Genomic DNA, 15224 nt, shown 5'->3' with positions numbered 1-15224 from the left:
TCTCTCCTTTTAGCGTTCAGGCCCGTTGGGCCGGCGGATAGACCAGGCTGCTCACGTGCTCGATCGGCACGGCGGGCGTGCGGTCGAGCGGGATGTCATAGGTGATGCTGGCGCCGTATGCGTCCGGGGCCTGCGGATCGTGGCGCAGTTTGTCGAATACCCACAGGCGCGAGCCGAGGGAAAACCCTTCTTTCAGATCGTGGGTGATCATAAAGATCGTCAGGCGGTGCTGTTGCCACAGTTCGGTGATCAACTGGTGCATATCGGCGCGGATGCCGGGATCAAGCGCGCCGAACGGTTCGTCCAGCAACAGGATGCGCGGCTTTTTCATCAGCGCCTGTGCCAGCGCCAACCGTTGCTGCATACCGCCCGAAAGCTGGTGCGGGTATTTTTGCAGCGCCTGGCCCAGCCCCACCTGTTGCAGCATGGCGGCGGCCCGCTCGGCAATGGCGCGGCGTTTGCTTCCCCACACGCGGCCGAGCAGACGTGCCTGGCTGAATTCATCGCCCAGCATCACGTTTTCCTGGGCGTTGAGGTGTGGGAAAACCGAATAGCGCTGGAACACCACGCCGCGGTCTTCCCCCGGTTCCTGGCGGATCGGCTGGCCGTCCAGCAGCAGTTGGCCGCGGCTGGGGGATTCAGTGCCGAGCATCATTTTCAGGAAGGTGGTTTTCCCGCAGCCGGAGGCGCCGACGATCGACACGAACTCGCCTTCCTCCACGCTGGCGTTGACCCGCTCCAGCACCACCTGGGCGCCGTAATGTTTTTCCAACTGCTTCATCACTAACAGGCTCATGGTGTGTTCCTTAGCGTGCGTAATACCAGGGCCAACAGCGGCGGCTGATGCTGCTGAGCAACACATCCAGCAGGAAGGCCAGCAGGGTGATCCAGGCGACGTAAGGCAGGATCACATCCATTGCCAGATAGCGGCGCATCAGGAAGATGCGGTAGCCCAGCCCTTCGGTGGAGGCGATGGCCTCGGCGGCGATCAGGAACAGCCAGGCGGAACAAAGCGACAGGCGCACGGCTTCCAGCAGGCGCGGCAGCAGTTGCGGCAGAATGATGCGCCACAGGATCTGGCCGCTGTGCGCCCCTAACGTCAGCGCCTTGATCAGCTGCTCTTGCGGAATGGCCTGTACCCGCTGCTGCAAATCGCGGGCGATAAACGGCGCCACCCCGATCACGATCAGCACCACTTTCGAGACTTCCCCCAGCCCGAACACAATGAACAGGATGGGCAGCACCGCCAGCGGCGGGATTAGCGCAAACAGCGTGATCAGCGGCGACAGCAGGGCGCGCACCGCAGGCAGGGCGCCGCAGAATACCCCGAGCGCCAGCCCCAGCCCGCTGCTGATCAGAATGCCGATCAGCAGGCGCAGCAGGCTGGCGCCGGTATCGATCCACATCAGGTATTCCCCGGTGCGCGGGCTTGGCTGCAACGCCATGCGCGCCAGTGCGTCGCCCATGCTGCCAAAGCTCGGCAGCAGTTTGTCGGAGGCATTAGTCGCCAGCCGTGCGTCGGAAGCCATCAGGTAGATCACCGTCAGCAGCAACAGCGGCAGAAAGCCGAGCAGTACCCGTGACAGCCTGTCCGGCTGGTAGTTAATGATTTTTTTCATCATCGGCCCCGTGGCTTTACAGCTGGTTGGCTGCCGCCAGCTTCAGATAGCTGTCATCAAAATGCAGTTTGACGTTGCCGGTGTTGCCCCAGGTGCCTGCCGGCGTGCTGATGCCCACCACGTCGGCGCTGGGGGCGTTATCGCCCAGCAGCCCATGACGGAAGGAGAACTCTGCCACCGCCTGCATGGTGGTTTTCAACTGTGCACTTTGGGTAAACGCCAACGCCTGTTGCGGCGTGCTGAACAGATGGGTGGCCGCTAACTGCTGGTCGAAGCCGGCCAGATCGGTACCGGAGGCCTGCGCCATTTGGCTGCGTGCGGCCACCGCTTCGGCGCCGTCGCCCGCCATGGTGCGCAGGGTTTCATACCAGGCGCCGGTCAGCGCTTTGCCAAGCTCGGGGTGTTTTTGTAACGTAGCGCGGTTGACCACCAGCAGATCGAGGATCTCGCCGGGGATTTGCGCGGAAGAGAACAGCAGGTGGCTGTCGGGTTGCTGTTTGGCGGCGGCCAGCAGCGGGTTCCAGGTGACGATCGCTTTCACGCTCGGCGTGCTGAAAGCGGAGACCAGATCGGCGTCGGCGGTATTGACCACCTGCACGTCTTTTTCGCTCATGCCGGCCTTTTCCAATGCACGCGCCAGCAGGTAATGCGAAACGGAAAGCTCCACCAGGTTGATCGGCTGCCCTTTCAGCGCCGTCATATCGCCCTGGCCCTTGATCAGGATGCCGTCATTACCGTTGGAGTAGTCGCCGACGATCAACGCCGTGCTGTCCACGCCGCCGGCGGCGGGAATGGTCAGCGCGTCCATGTTGGTCATGGTGCAGCCGTCAAAGCTGCCGGCGGTATATTGGTTGACCGACTCGATGTAGTCGTTGATCTGAACGAACTGGATATCAATGCCGTATTTATCGGCCCATTTTTTGACGATGCCGTGCTGCTGGGCGTAATCCCAAGGCATCCAGCCCACATAGACGGACCAACAGAGTTTGAAACTGGGTTTGGCGCTCGCCAGGGTCGGCAGGCTGGCCAACAGGGCGCTCAATAAGACGGTGCCCTGCAGCAGGCGTTGGCAGAATTTAATCATGTGATGTCCTCTGACGTTAACCACGGAATAAAGGCAGGTCGGCGGCGAGAACGATCTCGCGTTGGCCTCCCGGGTTTTTATCCCGCCGTGTAACCGCCAGAGGGCGGTCGGCCACTCTCGGACCAGCGCCTGTTGCCAGACCGGAACCCTAGTGACCTATTGCAAATTGTCGTGCGACAACGGTGACCCGCTACCGCTCCTGCAGGCAAAATTAAGCAAGATACTTGCCAGGTTGTGAAAAAACCGCCTATCCGGCTTGTTTTATCAGGTTATTTGTTCGCCATTGACGTACTGCGCTATTCGGTGAATGATGGGCGGGCGGTCGCTTTTGGCGCAGTCTGCACTACGGCGAAGCATTTCACCGCGCAATATGCGCACCAGGGTGAATCGCGTATCGGATTGCTGGCAGTTGATCTATTCTTATAGGCGCACGGAGTGCGGCAAAAGGCATGGAGCCCGATGAAAAAGTACGTTTATAACAGGAGTTATGTCACATGGCGGTAGGGATCCAGAGCAGAAGCCTGATGCGTTGGTTGGTGCCGGTATTGGCATTGTTGGCAGTCCTGCAGTTGACTGCCTGTGGCGATAAAGAGCCGGAACAGCGCAAGGCGTTCATTGATTACTTACAAAATACCGTGATGCGCAGCGGCGTGAGAATTCCCACGCTGAGCGAAGATCAAAAGCAAAAGTTCGGCAATTATGCCGGCGATTATGCGATTTTAGTCGGCTTTTCCCAGCAGTTATCCAAATCGGTGGACGCCAGCCTGACGCCGGCGCTGGATCTGGTTAATCAGATCCGCGTCGCGCCAGACTATATCGCCAAGCGCGATGCGCTGCAGCAGTCCGTCGGCGCGCTGAACCTGCTCGGCCAGCAGATTCAGTCGGCAAAATCGCAGGCGGATACGGCGCGCGCGGCGTTGAAGCAGCCGGACGATCTTAAAGCCGTATACAACCAGGTGTATGACAAAGTGGTCACCGATCCGGCCAATGCGCTGATGCCGGCTATCCCGAACACCGCCACGTTCCTGCAGGATCTGGTGCAGGTGGGGGATTTCCTGCAGGCGCAGGGTAACCAGGTGAGCTTCAACAACGGCGGTGTGCAGTTCCGCACCCAGCAACAGGCGGCGCAGTACAACACCATGATGTCGAACCTGGTGGCGCGCCAGCAAAACCTGCTCAATGCGCAGAGCACTGTGCAGCGCGTGATGCAGTAACGGTATGGCCAGCGGCGGCGCCCGTGCTGGGTGCCGCCACCGGGGCGGCGCTTAACCCGCCGCCATTTCGCGCTTAAATACCGCCAGCGTATGGGCTTTGACCCGAATGAACTCCGGGTCGCTCATGGCTTCGGCGTTGCGCGGGCGCGCCAGGTTGAATGGCACAATCTCCGCCACCTGGGTGGGGCGCCGCGTCAGCAGCAGGATCTCATCGGCGAGGAAAACCGCGTCTTCCAGATCGTGCGAGACAATCAGCATGGTAACGCCGGTCGCCAGCTGCACTTGTTGCAGCTTGTCTCGAATAAACAGCGTCATTTCAAAATCGAGTGCGGAAAACGGCTCGTCCAGGAACATCACTTCCGGTTTAACCGCCAGCGCGCGCATGATGCATACGGTTTGCTGTTGGCCGCCGGAAAGCTCATACGGGTAGCGGTTTAGATCAAAACGGATATCAAACATTTGCGCCAGTTCTTCCACCCGCGCTTTGACTTCATGCTCTTTCATGCCGCGCCGTTTCAGCGGGTAGGCGATGTTTTTCCAGGCGCTCATCCAGGGGAACAGCGCATCGCGGTAGTTTTGGAACACGTAGCCAATATTGGTTTCGGAAAGCTTTTTGCCGTCGAACAAAATCTGCCCCTGATCGAGCGGCAGCAAGCCGGCAATCATGTTCATCAGCGTTGATTTACCGCAGCCGTTGGGGCCGAAAATGGAAACGATCTTTCCCCGGGGCAGATCCAGATTCAGATCGCTATACAGGGGTTGGCCCGCGAAGGATTTATACAGTCCGCGGATGGTAACGTGGGTGTTGGGCTTCGGCCAGGATGGATTACTCATGCTTTGCCACTCCAGTGTACGCAGCGTTTTTCTATTAACAAAAACGCCAGGTTAAGCAGATAGCCAAAGGCGCCGGTCAGCAGAATAGATGCATACATATCCTTGATATTAAACAACTGCTGCGCATCAATAATGCGGTGGCCAAGGCCGGTTTCCGAGCCGATAAACATTTCCGCGACGATGACGATGACCAACGCCATCGAGACGCCGGTGCGCAGCCCAACGAAGGTTTGCGGCAGGCTTTCCATCAGCATGATGTCTTTGAATATATGCCAGCGGGGCACCCCCATGACGTGAGCCGCCATGATGCGGGTCTTTTTGGCATTCATCACCCCGTAGGCGCTGTTAAACAGGATGACCAACACTGCGGCGAAAGCGGCGATGGCGATTTTATTGGCATCGGTGATACCGAAAATCAGCATAAACAGCGGGATCATGGCCGACGAAGGCGTGGAGCGGAAGAAATCCACCAGGAACTCTACGCTGCGGTAGACGCGCTCATTGCTGCCCAGAATCACCCCCAACGGCACGCCGATCACGGCGGAAAACACAAAGGCCATCATCGTGCGGTACAGCGTGGCGCCGATATCCTGGTTCATGCCGCCGCTCACCAGCGCTTCGAACAGATAGCGCAGTGTTTCCACCGGCGAAGGCAGCAGCACCGGGTTGAGCCATTTGGCGCTCACCGCCGTTTGCCATAAGACAAACAGGATGGCAGGCCCGATCAGGGGTAAGAGCCTGTTTCCCCAATTTTTGGTCATATCATCCCTCTACGCACGATAAATCAGTGATGCGACGTCTACCGGTTTGCTGAAAATCTTGCGCTCGGTGAACACGTCGTAAAATTTCTGGAACCACTGCAGATTGTCGCTGGTGAGCTGGTCATACATGACAAAGCCGGGCAGCGGCACTTCATGTACCAGCGCCGGCTCAATGCCGGTATAGCCGGCCACGTATTGGCGCGAAGCCTCCGGCTGTTGCTGGATAAACTCAACCGCCTGGCCGTATGCCTGGGTGAATTGCTGCGCCCGTTGGGGGTTGGCGCTGATAAAGCTGCTGGTCAGCGCCGCCGCGCCGCCGAACCAAGGGGCAGCGGCATCGCCCAGCACGTATTTGGAAATCACGCCGGTTTCCAACACTTTGCCCATCCCCTTGATGCGCGCCACCGTACCGGTTGGCTCCAGGGTATACACCCCGTCGATTTGCCCGGCGGCCAGCGATGGCGCATGCTGGCCCACCGGCAATTCGATGACTTTGGTGTCGCTGAAGCCGTTTTTTTCCAGAATGATTTTCGTCATGGTCACGTTCTGGATACCGGGGCCGCAGGCGATGCGCTTGCCCTGCAGATCCGAAATGCGCGTTGCGCTGCTGTTGACCGGCACCAGGAACTCGTCCAACACCATTTTTTCATTGGATGGGTTAGAGCAGATGATTTTGAATAACTCCGGGCTGGTGATGGCGCCAAGCCCCAGCGCACCGGTAGCGGTGCCGTTGGCGCAGCCGTGAATACGGCCGGTGATCATCGCTTCCACGACTTGTTGCGGGCTGGCGAACTTCACGGCCTTCACGTTCAACCCCGCCTGTTTGAAAATGCCTCTTTCAACGCCGGTGTACAGCGGCAACCCGCCGACAATCGGCCAGTAGCCGATAAGGATTTCATCATCGGCCGCCAAGGCCGGCGTGCTGTTCAGCATGCTGGCCAAGGTTATGCCGCCCAAACTCAGGGCGGATAATTTCATTAACCGACGACGCTGAATATCAATTTTTTCATCGTTATGATCGCGCATAAATGTTCCCCAGTGTTATTGACAGGATACAAACTTGTATACAAGGCCAGCTAACGTATGCAGAACTTATGCCAAAATAAAAAACACGTTAATACAATAGGATGTAACGTGTTCGGCCCAGGCAACGCACCGCAATGAGGCGGAGCGCTGTGGTGGTGCACTGCTGGCATCGCCTTCGTGGGGCGCAGTATGGCAAGGGCGATTTCCTGGCTTTATTTACCCACTTTTCGTGTTGTTATTGTTCTCTCCAGCGCCGGCGGGATGAGAAATGTAATTTTATTTCATTTTTTACGTTGCCGTTTTCAGCGCCATATCGGCGAAAACCAGGAACGAGATCGAGCTCTCGTTTTGCTCGCCGCAGCGAAAAGTTAATTGTGATTAACATCACAATTAACAAACAAAGTGGCCATAAAAAATAGTGATACAAATCACATTTTTTACGGCGTAACCGGTCTGTTTTTAACAATGTGCTTTTTTTACATTCAATTATTGTGATCTTAATCACCATTACCCCCCTGTAATGGGTATGTCTGGTGTGATTCATATCACAAAATTTTCACACGATATTCCCCCCCAAAAGCGCGTGCTAGAGTCCGCTTCGCATACAGCAGCAACTCGACGATTCCGTCACGACAAATATCACGCGCTCTTATTGTCAGCGCGTAACAATAGGGGTGGGGTTTATGTTTTCACCAGATATCAAGGTCAAGGTTCAAAACTTTGGCCGCTTCCTGAGCAATATGGTGATGCCCAATATCGGTGCATTTATCGCCTGGGGCATTATCACCGCGTTGTTTATTCCAACCGGTTGGCTGCCGAACGAAACGTTAGGCAAGTTGGTCGGCCCGATGATCACCTATTTGCTGCCACTGCTGATCGGTTATACCGGTGGGCGCCTGGTGGGCGGTGAACGTGGCGGCGTGGTCGGCGCCATCACCACCATGGGGGTGATCGTCGGTGCCGATATGCCAATGTTCCTCGGCTCAATGATCGCCGGTCCGTTGGGCGGCTGGGCCATCAAACGTTTCGACCGGTGGGTTGACGGCAAGATCAAAAGCGGCTTTGAGATGTTGGTCAACAACTTCTCCGCCGGCATTATCGGCATGCTGCTGGCGATCCTGGCCTTCATGGCCATCGGGCCGCTGGTTGAAGGGCTTTCGCACATCCTGGCGGCGGGCGTCAACATCATGGTGCAGAACAACCTGCTGCCGTTGACGTCGATCTTCGTCGAACCGGCGAAAATCCTGTTCCTGAACAACGCCATTAACCACGGTATCTTCTCGCCGTTGGGCATCCAGCAGGCGACGGAAGCCGGCAAATCGATCTTCTTCCTGATTGAAGCCAACCCCGGCCCGGGGCTGGGCGTGCTGATGGCCTATATGTTCTTTGGCCGCGGCAATGCCAAGCAGTCTGCCGGCGGCGCGGCGATTATCCACTTCTTCGGTGGTATTCACGAAATCTACTTCCCGTATGTGCTGATGAACCCACGCCTGATTCTGGCGGTGATTCTGGGCGGCATGACCGGGGTGTTCACCCTGACCTTACTGAACGGCGGCCTGGTTTCCCCTGCTTCCCCCGGCTCAATCTTGGCCGTGCTGGCGATGACGCCAAAAGGCGCTTACTTCGCCAACCTGGCGGCGATTGCCGCGGCATTCGCGGTCTCCTTCGTAGTTTCAGCCTTCCTGTTGAAAACCACCAAAGCGAAAGACGAAGACGAACTGGAAGAAGCCACCCGCCGCATGCAGGACATGAAGGCGCAATCGAAGGGTGCGGTTGCGCCGGCTAACGCGCTGGTGGATGGCGATCTGAGCACCGTGCGTAAAATCATCGTCGCTTGTGACGCCGGTATGGGTTCCAGCGCCATGGGCGCCGGCGTGCTGCGCAAAAAAGTGACCGACGCCGGGTTGAAAAACATCTCGGTGACCAACTGCGCGATCAACAACCTGCCGGATGATGTGGATCTGGTGATCACCCACCGCGATCTGACCGAGCGCGCCATGCGTCATGCGCCGCAGGCACAGCACATCTCGCTGACCAACTTCCTCGATAGCCACCTGTACAGCAACTTGGCCGAGCGCCTGGTGGCTGCCAGCAAGACCAGCGAAAACCAGCAGAAAGTGATCTCGACGCTGGATGACAGCTTCGACGCCACCGAGCAGAACCTGTTCAGGCTGCGTGAAGACAATGTCTTCCTCGGCTTGCAAGCGGCCGATAAAGAACAGGCGATCCGCTTTGCCGGCGAACAACTGGTGAAAGGGGGCTATGTCGAAGCGGAATACGTGCCGGCGATGCTGGAGCGTGAAAAGCTCACCTCCACCTATTTGGGGGAATCCATCGCGGTGCCGCATGGCACTATCGAAGCCAAAGACCGCGTATTGCGCACCGGGGTGGTGTTCTGCCAATACCCGCAGGGTGTGCGCTTCGGTAACGAAGAGGATGAGGTAGCGCGCCTGGTGATCGGCATTGCGGCGCGCAACAACGAACATATCCAGGTGATAACCAGCCTGACCACTGCGCTGGACGACGAAACCGTCATTGCGCGCCTGAGCAGCACCACCAGCGTGCAGGATGTTCTGGATCTGCTGAACGGTAAACAGGCGTAACTCCCTACGGGGGGTTGCGCAAGCAGCGCCCCCGTGATGTTTGAAAAGGCTAAGATTATGAAAGCATTACATTTCGGGGCAGGTAATATTGGCCGCGGCTTTATCGGTAAGCTGCTGGCTGACGCGAACATTGAACTGACCTTTGCCGATGTAAACCAATCGGTACTGGACGAGCTGAACAAGCGCGGTAGTTATGACGTGCATGTGGTGGGCGAACAGGCGCGGGTAGAGCCGGTGAATAACGTCAGCGCCGTGCATAGCGCCAGCGATGAGGCGGCAGCGCTGATTGCGCAGGCCGATCTGGTCACCACGGCGGTGGGCCCGCAGATCCTGGATAAAATTGCCGGCACCATTGCTAAAGGGCTGATTAAACGCCGCCAGCAAGGCAATGAGGCGCCGCTGAACATCATCGCCTGCGAAAACATGGTGCGCGGCACCAGCCAACTGAAACAGCACGTGTTTAACGCTCTGCCGGTGCAAGAGCTGGCTTGGGTGGAGCAGCACGTCGGTTTTGTTGATTCGGCCGTCGATCGCATCGTACCGCCGGCGGCGGCAGGCACCACCGATCCGCTGGAAGTGACGGTGGAAACCTTCAGCGAATGGATTGTCGATAAAACGCAGTTCAAAGGCGAGCCGCCGGCCATTGCCGGCATGGAGTTGACGGACAACCTGATGGCGTTTGTTGAACGCAAGCTGTTCACGCTCAACACCGGCCATGCGATTACCGCCTATCTGGGCCAGCGGGCGAACCTGCCGACCATCCGCGAAGCCATTCTCCATCCCGACGTGCGCAGTGTGGTAAAAGGCGCAATGGAAGAGAGCGGCGCGGTGCTGATCAAACGCTATGGCTTTGCGCCAGAAAAACACGCGGCGTATATCAACAAGATCCTCGGCCGGTTTGAGAACCCCTACCTGCATGATGACGTGGAACGCGTCGGCCGCCAGCCGCTGCGCAAACTGGGCGCCGGCGATCGCCTGATCAAGCCGCTGCTGGGCACGCTGGAATATGGCCTGCCGAACGAAAATCTGATCCAGGGCATCGCCGCGGTGCTGCATTACAGCAATGAGCAGGATCCGCAGGCGCAAGAGATGTCGGAGCTACTGGCACGGCTGGGGCCGCAGGCGGCGCTGGTGCAAATCACCGGCCTGCCGGAAGGCAGCGAGGTGGTACGCAAAGCGGTGGCTGCATATACCGCTATGCGGCAAACGCAGCGATAAAATTGCATTTTCTCTGATTGGGGAGGAGGTAGGATGAGCAGCATTCATGATATTGTTCACGCTTATCCAAAACCTCCCCTGTCGGGAGAAGGGATCCCACCCCACGCCATACGAAGAACGACGATGGAAGAAGCGCAGGCATTTGAAAATAAGGTTCTGGAAAAGCTTAACGCCGGCAAAACGGTGCGCAGTTTCCTGATTGCAGCGGTGGATCTGCTGGCGGAAGCGCTCAACGTGCTGGTAGTGCAGGTTTTTCGCAAGGATGATTATGCGGTGAAATACGCCGTCGAACCGCTGTTATCCGGTGCCGGCCCGCTGGGCGAACTGTCTGTGCGCCTGAAGCTGATGTACGGGCTTGGGGTGATTTCCCGCCATGAATATGAAGACGCTGAACTGCTGATGGCGCTGCGTGAAGAGTTAAACCACGACGGCAGCGAATACCGTTTCGTCGATGATGAAATCCTTGGCCCGTTTGGCGAATTGCACTGCGTGGCGGCGCTGCCGCCGGTGCCGACGTTCCTGCAACCCGGCGAAGCCGATGAATTGCTGATCGCCATGCAGCACCAGCGTTATCAGCAAATGGTGCGTTCCACTATGGTGCTGTCCCTCACTGAACTGATCGCCGGCATCGGCGCCAAACAGCCTTCCCGCCTTTCCCCGCTCGGCCCGGCTTAAGCCAGGGCGATCCGCCACTCATCATACAGCAGCCACAACGCCGTGGCCGCCATCAATCCGGCCATGATCCCGTTAAACACCCGCAGCTTCCAGGCCACGCGCAGGGCAGTGCGCAGCTGATCGCCCATGAGCGCCCACACCAACACACAGGGAATATTCAATAAGGTGAAACCGGCGATGATCGCCAGCGTTTGATGCAGGCTGGCGCCGCTGCGCGGGGTAAACAAAATAGCCACGTTGATCGCCATCAGCCAGGCTTTCGGGTTCACCGCCTGAAACAGCGCGCCGGCGATAAAGCGCATTGGCTTGGCCTGCTGTTTGGCCGTGGGCGTTGCAGCCTGAAACAGCTTCCACGACAGCCACAGCAGGTAGGCGCAGCCCATCAGCGCCAGTGGGAAACGCAGCCCGCTGGCTCCGCTGAGAATAACGTTGAGCATGGAGGTGGTTAGCGCGAGCTGCACCGCACAGCCGGCGCCGATGCCAAAAATCATCGGCAGCGTCCGGCGCAGGCCAAAGTTGACGCCGGATGAGGCCAGCAGCAGGTTATTCGGCCCCGGGGTTATCGACATCACGGTGACGTAGCTGATAAAAGCAGAATCCAGCATAAAAAAGCTCCTAAAACAGGGTGTTGGGCAGTAACACCAGCATAAGGCGCTTGGCGTGATGGTGACAGAACCAGAGATCGGCTATTGTGATGGATACAGTTTGTTAAAAATGAAACTGTACCCATTGCCTGGAGATAAACTGTGTTTCTTGATGAATCCACTGCGGAAACGCGCTATTTACAATTGGCCGAAACGCTGGCGGAGGCCATTCGCCGTGGCACGCTACAGCCTGGCAGCCGCGTGCCTTCCGTGCGCCGCTGCGCGCAGAGCCACAGCGTCAGCATCAATACCGTGGTGGCGGCTTACCGTATGCTGGAAGATCGCGGGCTGATCGAGGCGCGGCCGCAGTCCGGCTTCTATGTGCGCAGTACGTTGCCGGCGCTGAAAGCGGCTTCGCCGCCGAGCGACCGTATTGAAAAACCGGCGGATGACGTGCTGGCACTGATCGATACGGTGTTCGCCGCACAGCAGAATCCGGCGTTTACCAACCTGTCGCTGGCCTGCCCGCAGACGGCGGATTTTTATCCCGGCGGTAAACTGGGGCGCATGCTGGCTTCACAACTGCGGCGCCAGCCGGATTTGATCGGCCAATATGCGCTGCCGCCCGGCAGCCTGCGGCTGCGCCAGCAGATCGCCCGCCGCGGGATGGCGCTGGGTATGCTGCTGGAGCCGGGTGACGTGGTGCTGACGCACGGCTGCATGGAGGCGCTGCAACTGGCGTTGCGCGCTACCACCAAACCCGGTGACTGCGTCGGGCTAGAGTCACCCACCTATTTTTACCTGTTGCCGCTGTTGGCCAGCCTGGGGTTGAAGGCGCTGGAAATCCCCACCGATCCGCAGCATGGTCTGTCGTTGGATGCGCTGGAACTGCTGCTGGACGAGAAGCGGCTGAATGCGGTTATTGCTATGCCGACGGTGCAGAATCCGTTGGGCTGCACGATGCCGCTGGCGGCAAAAAAACGGCTGGCCCGGCTGATGAACGATCACCAGGTGCCGCTGATCGAGGATGGGCTGTATGCCGAAATCCAGTTTGGCGGTGTGCTGGAGCCGGCGGTAAAAGCCTTTGACCATGGCGGCTGGGTGCTGTTTTGCTCCAGCTTCACCAAAACGCTGGCGCCGGATTTCCGCATTGGCTGGATGGCCGGCGGGCGCTTTAGCGATGCGTTGCGTAAGCTGAAGGCGGTATCATCGATGGCGGAGTCGCAGCTGCTGTCGGAAACGCTGGCCACGTTTCTGGCCAGCGGGGGTTACGATCACCACTTGCGCAATCTGCGTAAACGCTATGCCGCCCAGGTGGATGAGGCGCGGGCGATTATCGCTCGCCACTTCCCGCGCGGAACGCGCGCCACCCAGCCGGCGGGCGGTTTTGTTTTCTGGGTTGAGTTCCCACACGGGGTGGACTGCGTGCAGCTGTTCCACCAATTGCTGGATGAGCACATCTGCCTGACGCCGGGTATGCTCTATTCGCCCAGCGGCCGTTATCGCAATGGGCTGCGCCTTTCCTGCTGCTATCCGTTCAACGAACGCTACCGACAGGCTTTAGCACGCGTCGGGGCCCGGGCCTGCGCGATGAGCGGCCTGCCGGCCGGGATCGCATCGGGCGGGTAACCGGCTGCGCATTTTGCTACAATGCCGCACTGAAAATCACTTCTTAGCGTGCCGCAAGCGGCACAACAGGCCGGATACCATGAAAGAGATAGAAAAGGCAGAGATTAAGCGCCTGAGCGACCAACTGGATGCACTGAACCACAAAGATAGCCAGGTGATCCAACAGGGCAACCCGGATCTGATCGCGCAACACAATAAAGAAAAAGAGACGCTGGCGGCGGAAATTGAGCGGCTGAAAAACGTGCGCGTGCAGAAGCTGAGCAGCGAGGCGCAAAAGCTGGAAAAGCTGCCGTTTAGCCGCGAGATCACCAAGAAAGAGCAGGCGGATATGGGCGGGCTGAAGAAAAGCGTGCGCGGCCTGATCGTGGTGCACCCGATGACCGCGCTGGGCCGTGAAATGGGGCTGAAAGCGGTAACCGGCTACGCTAAAAAACCTTTCTGATCCCGGCCGTGCGGTGGGCTTGCGTAGAGGGGATTCAAATCGCACCTATTCGGCGGGCGTTCATTAATTATTCAACAGCGCCTGCTTGAATGAATAGATATGCGCTTGCGCCGCTGCTTCCACTTGATCCACATTACCTTGTTCCATTGCCTGGATGATCGCCTCGTGTTCGGCGATCACCTCCTGCATATGCATGGCGCTCGATAGCGTAGTGGCCCAGAAGCGCTGCGCCTGTGCGTGAATTATGCTGAGGATATCTGATAGGCGGCTATTGCCTGCGATATCCGCCAGTACCTGATGAAACTCACGATCCAACAGCAGCATCTGTTCTCTGTCACGGGTTTCGCTGGCGGTGGCGATGCGCTGATTCAATTCGCGTAACAACTCAATTTGCGCTGAATTAACGCGCTGTGTGGCAAGGCGCAAACACAACGCTTCATTCACCAGGCGCACCTCAATTAACTCCAACGCATCATCAATCGACAGCGGGGAAACCATCACGCCTTTGCGTGGAATGATTTGCAGTAAACCTTCCGTTGCCAGCCGATGCACCGCCTGATTCACCGGCGTGCGGCCCATTTCCAAATCGTCCATCACCTGCGCGGTATTGAGATATTCACCCGGTTTATAGCGCAGCGTAATTAACCGATGTTTGAACGCCAGATAGGCGCGTTCGTTCAAAGAAGCATTTTTTGGGTTGGCCTGGGGTGGCACATTTTCAGCAATCGAATCACTCATCGTGCAAATCCTTCATTGGGTACCGATACATCTTACACAAAAACTTGGCATGAAAATGGCTAGATTGAAATTACAGTGAAATTTCACTGTAATTTCTTGAAGGGGTATCTCATGCATTTACGGTTTACAACAGACAACGCAGGGGCGGCAGTACTGGATGTGAAGGTTAATCAGTTGGTGATTGCTGGCTGGGTCGGACGTGACCGGGAGGCCGTACTGCACCATATCAGGGAGCTGGAGGCACTCGGTGTGCCCGCGCCTGGTGCGGTACCTTTGTTTTACCGCGTGGCAACCAATCAGCTCAGCCAGCAATCGTCGTTGGAAGTGGTCGGTGAAGAAACCTCCGGTGAAGCTGAACCGTTCGTGTTTTTCCATCATGGTGAATTCTGGGTTTCGCTGATCTCTGACCATACCGATCGTCACCTGGAAACCTTTAGCGTGCCGTTGTCGAAACAGGCGTGTATCAAACCGGTCGCCAGTCACGCGTGGCGTATGGCGGAAGTTAAAACGCACTGGGATCGGTTGGAACTGCGCGCGTGGATTAAGGTGAACGGCGATTGGGTGACGTATCAGCAGGGGACGCTGGCCGCTTTGTTGACGCCGATGGATCTGCTGGCGCGCTATTTCGGCGAGCAGCCGGTGGCAGAAGGTTTTGCCATGTCCTGCGGTACGCTGAGCGCGATTGGCGGCATTCGCCCTTCGAGTGAGTTTCGCATGGCGCTACACGATCCGGTGCTAAATCGCACGCTGGAACATACCTATATCACCGCTTCGCTGCCGGTTATTTCCTGATGAGG

15 protein-coding genes and 1 riboswitch are annotated in these 15224 nt (G+C 57.8%); of the genes, 7 read left to right on the top strand and 8 right to left on the bottom strand.

Going from position 1 to position 15224, the window contains the following annotated elements; translation table 11 throughout:
- Positions 1-16 precede the first annotated feature (16 nt).
- The 3 genes from AC559G_RS14010 to AC559G_RS14000 are packed head-to-tail and all read right to left on the bottom strand — an operon-like array spanning position 17 to position 2703.
- Entirely contained in the window at positions 17-796 is a 780-nt protein-coding gene (locus AC559G_RS14010) for an ATP-binding cassette domain-containing protein (RefSeq protein WP_095846457.1), read from the bottom strand.
- A 10-nt stretch (positions 797-806) separates the two neighbouring features.
- Positions 807-1619: an ABC transporter permease gene (locus AC559G_RS14005; RefSeq protein WP_498912920.1), complete on the bottom strand. Its 813-nt coding sequence runs from the start codon at positions 1617-1619 to the stop codon at positions 807-809.
- Positions 1620-1635: 16 nt separating this feature from the next.
- Complete coding sequence (locus AC559G_RS14000) at positions 1636-2703, bottom strand: ABC transporter substrate-binding protein (protein WP_498912919.1); 1068 nt, start codon at positions 2701-2703, stop codon at positions 1636-1638.
- Between the two features lie 64 nt (positions 2704-2767).
- Positions 2768-2866, bottom strand: a riboswitch (guanidine-I (ykkC/yxkD leader).
- Between the two features lie 331 nt (positions 2867-3197).
- On the opposite strand from AC559G_RS14000, the gene AC559G_RS13995 reads away from it, so the two are divergent.
- Positions 3198-3917, top strand: a complete 720-nt coding sequence (locus AC559G_RS13995) for a DUF3053 domain-containing protein (RefSeq protein WP_498912918.1) — start codon at positions 3198-3200, stop codon at positions 3915-3917.
- Positions 3918-3968: 51 nt separating this feature from the next.
- On the opposite strand, the gene AC559G_RS13990 is transcribed toward AC559G_RS13995, so the two are convergent.
- From AC559G_RS13990 to AC559G_RS13980, 3 genes are read right to left on the bottom strand one after another with little or no spacing between them, the layout of a single operon-like run.
- On the bottom strand, positions 3969-4751 hold the full coding sequence (locus tag AC559G_RS13990; RefSeq protein ID WP_438598878.1) for an ABC transporter ATP-binding protein: 783 nt from the start codon (positions 4749-4751) through the stop codon (positions 3969-3971).
- Positions 4748-5512, bottom strand: a complete 765-nt coding sequence (locus tag AC559G_RS13985; protein ID WP_095846451.1) for an ABC transporter permease — start codon at positions 5510-5512, stop codon at positions 4748-4750. The genes AC559G_RS13990 and AC559G_RS13985 overlap by 4 nt, the downstream gene beginning before the upstream one ends.
- 9 nt (positions 5513-5521) lie before the next feature.
- A complete protein-coding gene (locus tag AC559G_RS13980; RefSeq protein WP_498912917.1) occupies positions 5522-6538 on the bottom strand; it encodes an ABC transporter substrate-binding protein in 1017 nt (338 codons plus the stop codon).
- A 683-nt stretch (positions 6539-7221) separates the two neighbouring features.
- Here AC559G_RS13980 and AC559G_RS13975 point away from each other — a divergent pair.
- From AC559G_RS13975 to AC559G_RS13965, 3 genes are all read left to right on the top strand, one after another.
- Positions 7222-9141, top strand: a complete 1920-nt coding sequence (locus AC559G_RS13975; protein ID WP_498912916.1) for a PTS mannitol transporter subunit IICBA — start codon at positions 7222-7224, stop codon at positions 9139-9141.
- A 57-nt stretch (positions 9142-9198) separates the two neighbouring features.
- Positions 9199-10359 (top strand): mannitol-1-phosphate 5-dehydrogenase, encoded by a 1161-nt coding sequence (locus tag AC559G_RS13970; RefSeq protein WP_498912915.1) that lies wholly within the window; start codon positions 9199-9201, stop codon positions 10357-10359.
- A 123-nt stretch (positions 10360-10482) separates the two neighbouring features.
- Positions 10483-11034 carry an MltR family transcriptional regulator gene (locus AC559G_RS13965; protein ID WP_095846448.1) on the top strand — a complete coding sequence of 184 codons (552 nt, stop codon included), beginning with the start codon at positions 10483-10485 and terminating at the stop codon, positions 11032-11034.
- Here AC559G_RS13965 and AC559G_RS13960 read toward each other — a convergent pair.
- Positions 11031-11639 carry a LysE family translocator gene (locus AC559G_RS13960; protein WP_498912914.1) on the bottom strand — a complete coding sequence of 203 codons (609 nt, stop codon included), beginning with the start codon at positions 11637-11639 and terminating at the stop codon, positions 11031-11033. The genes AC559G_RS13965 and AC559G_RS13960 overlap by 4 nt on opposite strands.
- Before the next feature lie 141 nt (positions 11640-11780).
- On the opposite strand from AC559G_RS13960, the gene AC559G_RS13955 reads away from it, so the two are divergent.
- Entirely contained in the window at positions 11781-13247 is a 1467-nt protein-coding gene (locus tag AC559G_RS13955; RefSeq protein ID WP_095846446.1) for an aminotransferase-like domain-containing protein, read from the top strand.
- Positions 13248-13326: 79 nt separating this feature from the next.
- Positions 13327-13689 carry a YibL family ribosome-associated protein gene (locus AC559G_RS13950; RefSeq protein WP_416261347.1) on the top strand — a complete coding sequence of 121 codons (363 nt, stop codon included), beginning with the start codon at positions 13327-13329 and terminating at the stop codon, positions 13687-13689.
- Between the two features lie 63 nt (positions 13690-13752).
- On the opposite strand, the gene AC559G_RS13945 is transcribed toward AC559G_RS13950, so the two are convergent.
- Positions 13753-14427, bottom strand: a complete 675-nt coding sequence (locus tag AC559G_RS13945) for a GntR family transcriptional regulator (RefSeq protein WP_121525427.1) — start codon at positions 14425-14427, stop codon at positions 13753-13755.
- 111 nt (positions 14428-14538) lie between these two features.
- On the opposite strand from AC559G_RS13945, the gene AC559G_RS13940 reads away from it, so the two are divergent.
- Positions 14539-15219 (top strand): DUF2848 domain-containing protein, encoded by a 681-nt coding sequence (locus AC559G_RS13940; RefSeq protein ID WP_121525428.1) that lies wholly within the window; start codon positions 14539-14541, stop codon positions 15217-15219.
- The last annotated feature ends 5 nt before the right edge of the window (positions 15220-15224 follow it).

It is taken from the genome of Gibbsiella greigii (assembly GCF_039540155.1).
Taxonomy (GTDB): domain Bacteria; phylum Pseudomonadota; class Gammaproteobacteria; order Enterobacterales; family Enterobacteriaceae; genus Gibbsiella; species Gibbsiella quercinecans.
Note: the sequence above shows the minus strand (reverse complement) of the source record. Positions and strands in the feature narration are given on the sequence as shown.

Bases quoted from the DNA above. Each gene is read 5' to 3' on its own strand.
- AC559G_RS14010 (WP_095846457.1), bottom strand. From the start codon at position 796: ATGAGCCTGTTAGTGATGAAGCAGTTGGAAAAACATTACGGCGCCCAG.
- AC559G_RS14005 (WP_498912920.1), bottom strand. From the start codon at position 1,619: ATGAAAAAAATCATTAACTACCAGCCGGACAGGCTGTCACGGGTACTG.
- AC559G_RS14000 (WP_498912919.1), bottom strand. From the start codon at position 2,703: ATGATTAAATTCTGCCAACGCCTGCTGCAGGGCACCGTCTTATTGAGC.
- AC559G_RS13995 (WP_498912918.1), top strand. From the start codon at position 3,198: ATGGCGGTAGGGATCCAGAGCAGAAGCCTGATGCGTTGGTTGGTGCCG.
- AC559G_RS13990 (WP_438598878.1), bottom strand. From the start codon at position 4,751: ATGAGTAATCCATCCTGGCCGAAGCCCAACACCCACGTTACCATCCGC.
- AC559G_RS13985 (WP_095846451.1), bottom strand. From the start codon at position 5,512: ATGACCAAAAATTGGGGAAACAGGCTCTTACCCCTGATCGGGCCTGCC.
- AC559G_RS13980 (WP_498912917.1), bottom strand. From the start codon at position 6,538: ATGCGCGATCATAACGATGAAAAAATTGATATTCAGCGTCGTCGGTTA.
- AC559G_RS13975 (WP_498912916.1), top strand. From the start codon at position 7,222: ATGTTTTCACCAGATATCAAGGTCAAGGTTCAAAACTTTGGCCGCTTC.
- AC559G_RS13970 (WP_498912915.1), top strand. From the start codon at position 9,199: ATGAAAGCATTACATTTCGGGGCAGGTAATATTGGCCGCGGCTTTATC.
- AC559G_RS13965 (WP_095846448.1), top strand. From the start codon at position 10,483: ATGGAAGAAGCGCAGGCATTTGAAAATAAGGTTCTGGAAAAGCTTAAC.
- AC559G_RS13960 (WP_498912914.1), bottom strand. From the start codon at position 11,639: ATGCTGGATTCTGCTTTTATCAGCTACGTCACCGTGATGTCGATAACC.
- AC559G_RS13950 (WP_416261347.1), top strand. From the start codon at position 13,327: ATGAAAGAGATAGAAAAGGCAGAGATTAAGCGCCTGAGCGACCAACTG.
- AC559G_RS13945 (WP_121525427.1), bottom strand. From the start codon at position 14,427: ATGAGTGATTCGATTGCTGAAAATGTGCCACCCCAGGCCAACCCAAAA.
- AC559G_RS13940 (WP_121525428.1), top strand. From the start codon at position 14,539: ATGCATTTACGGTTTACAACAGACAACGCAGGGGCGGCAGTACTGGAT.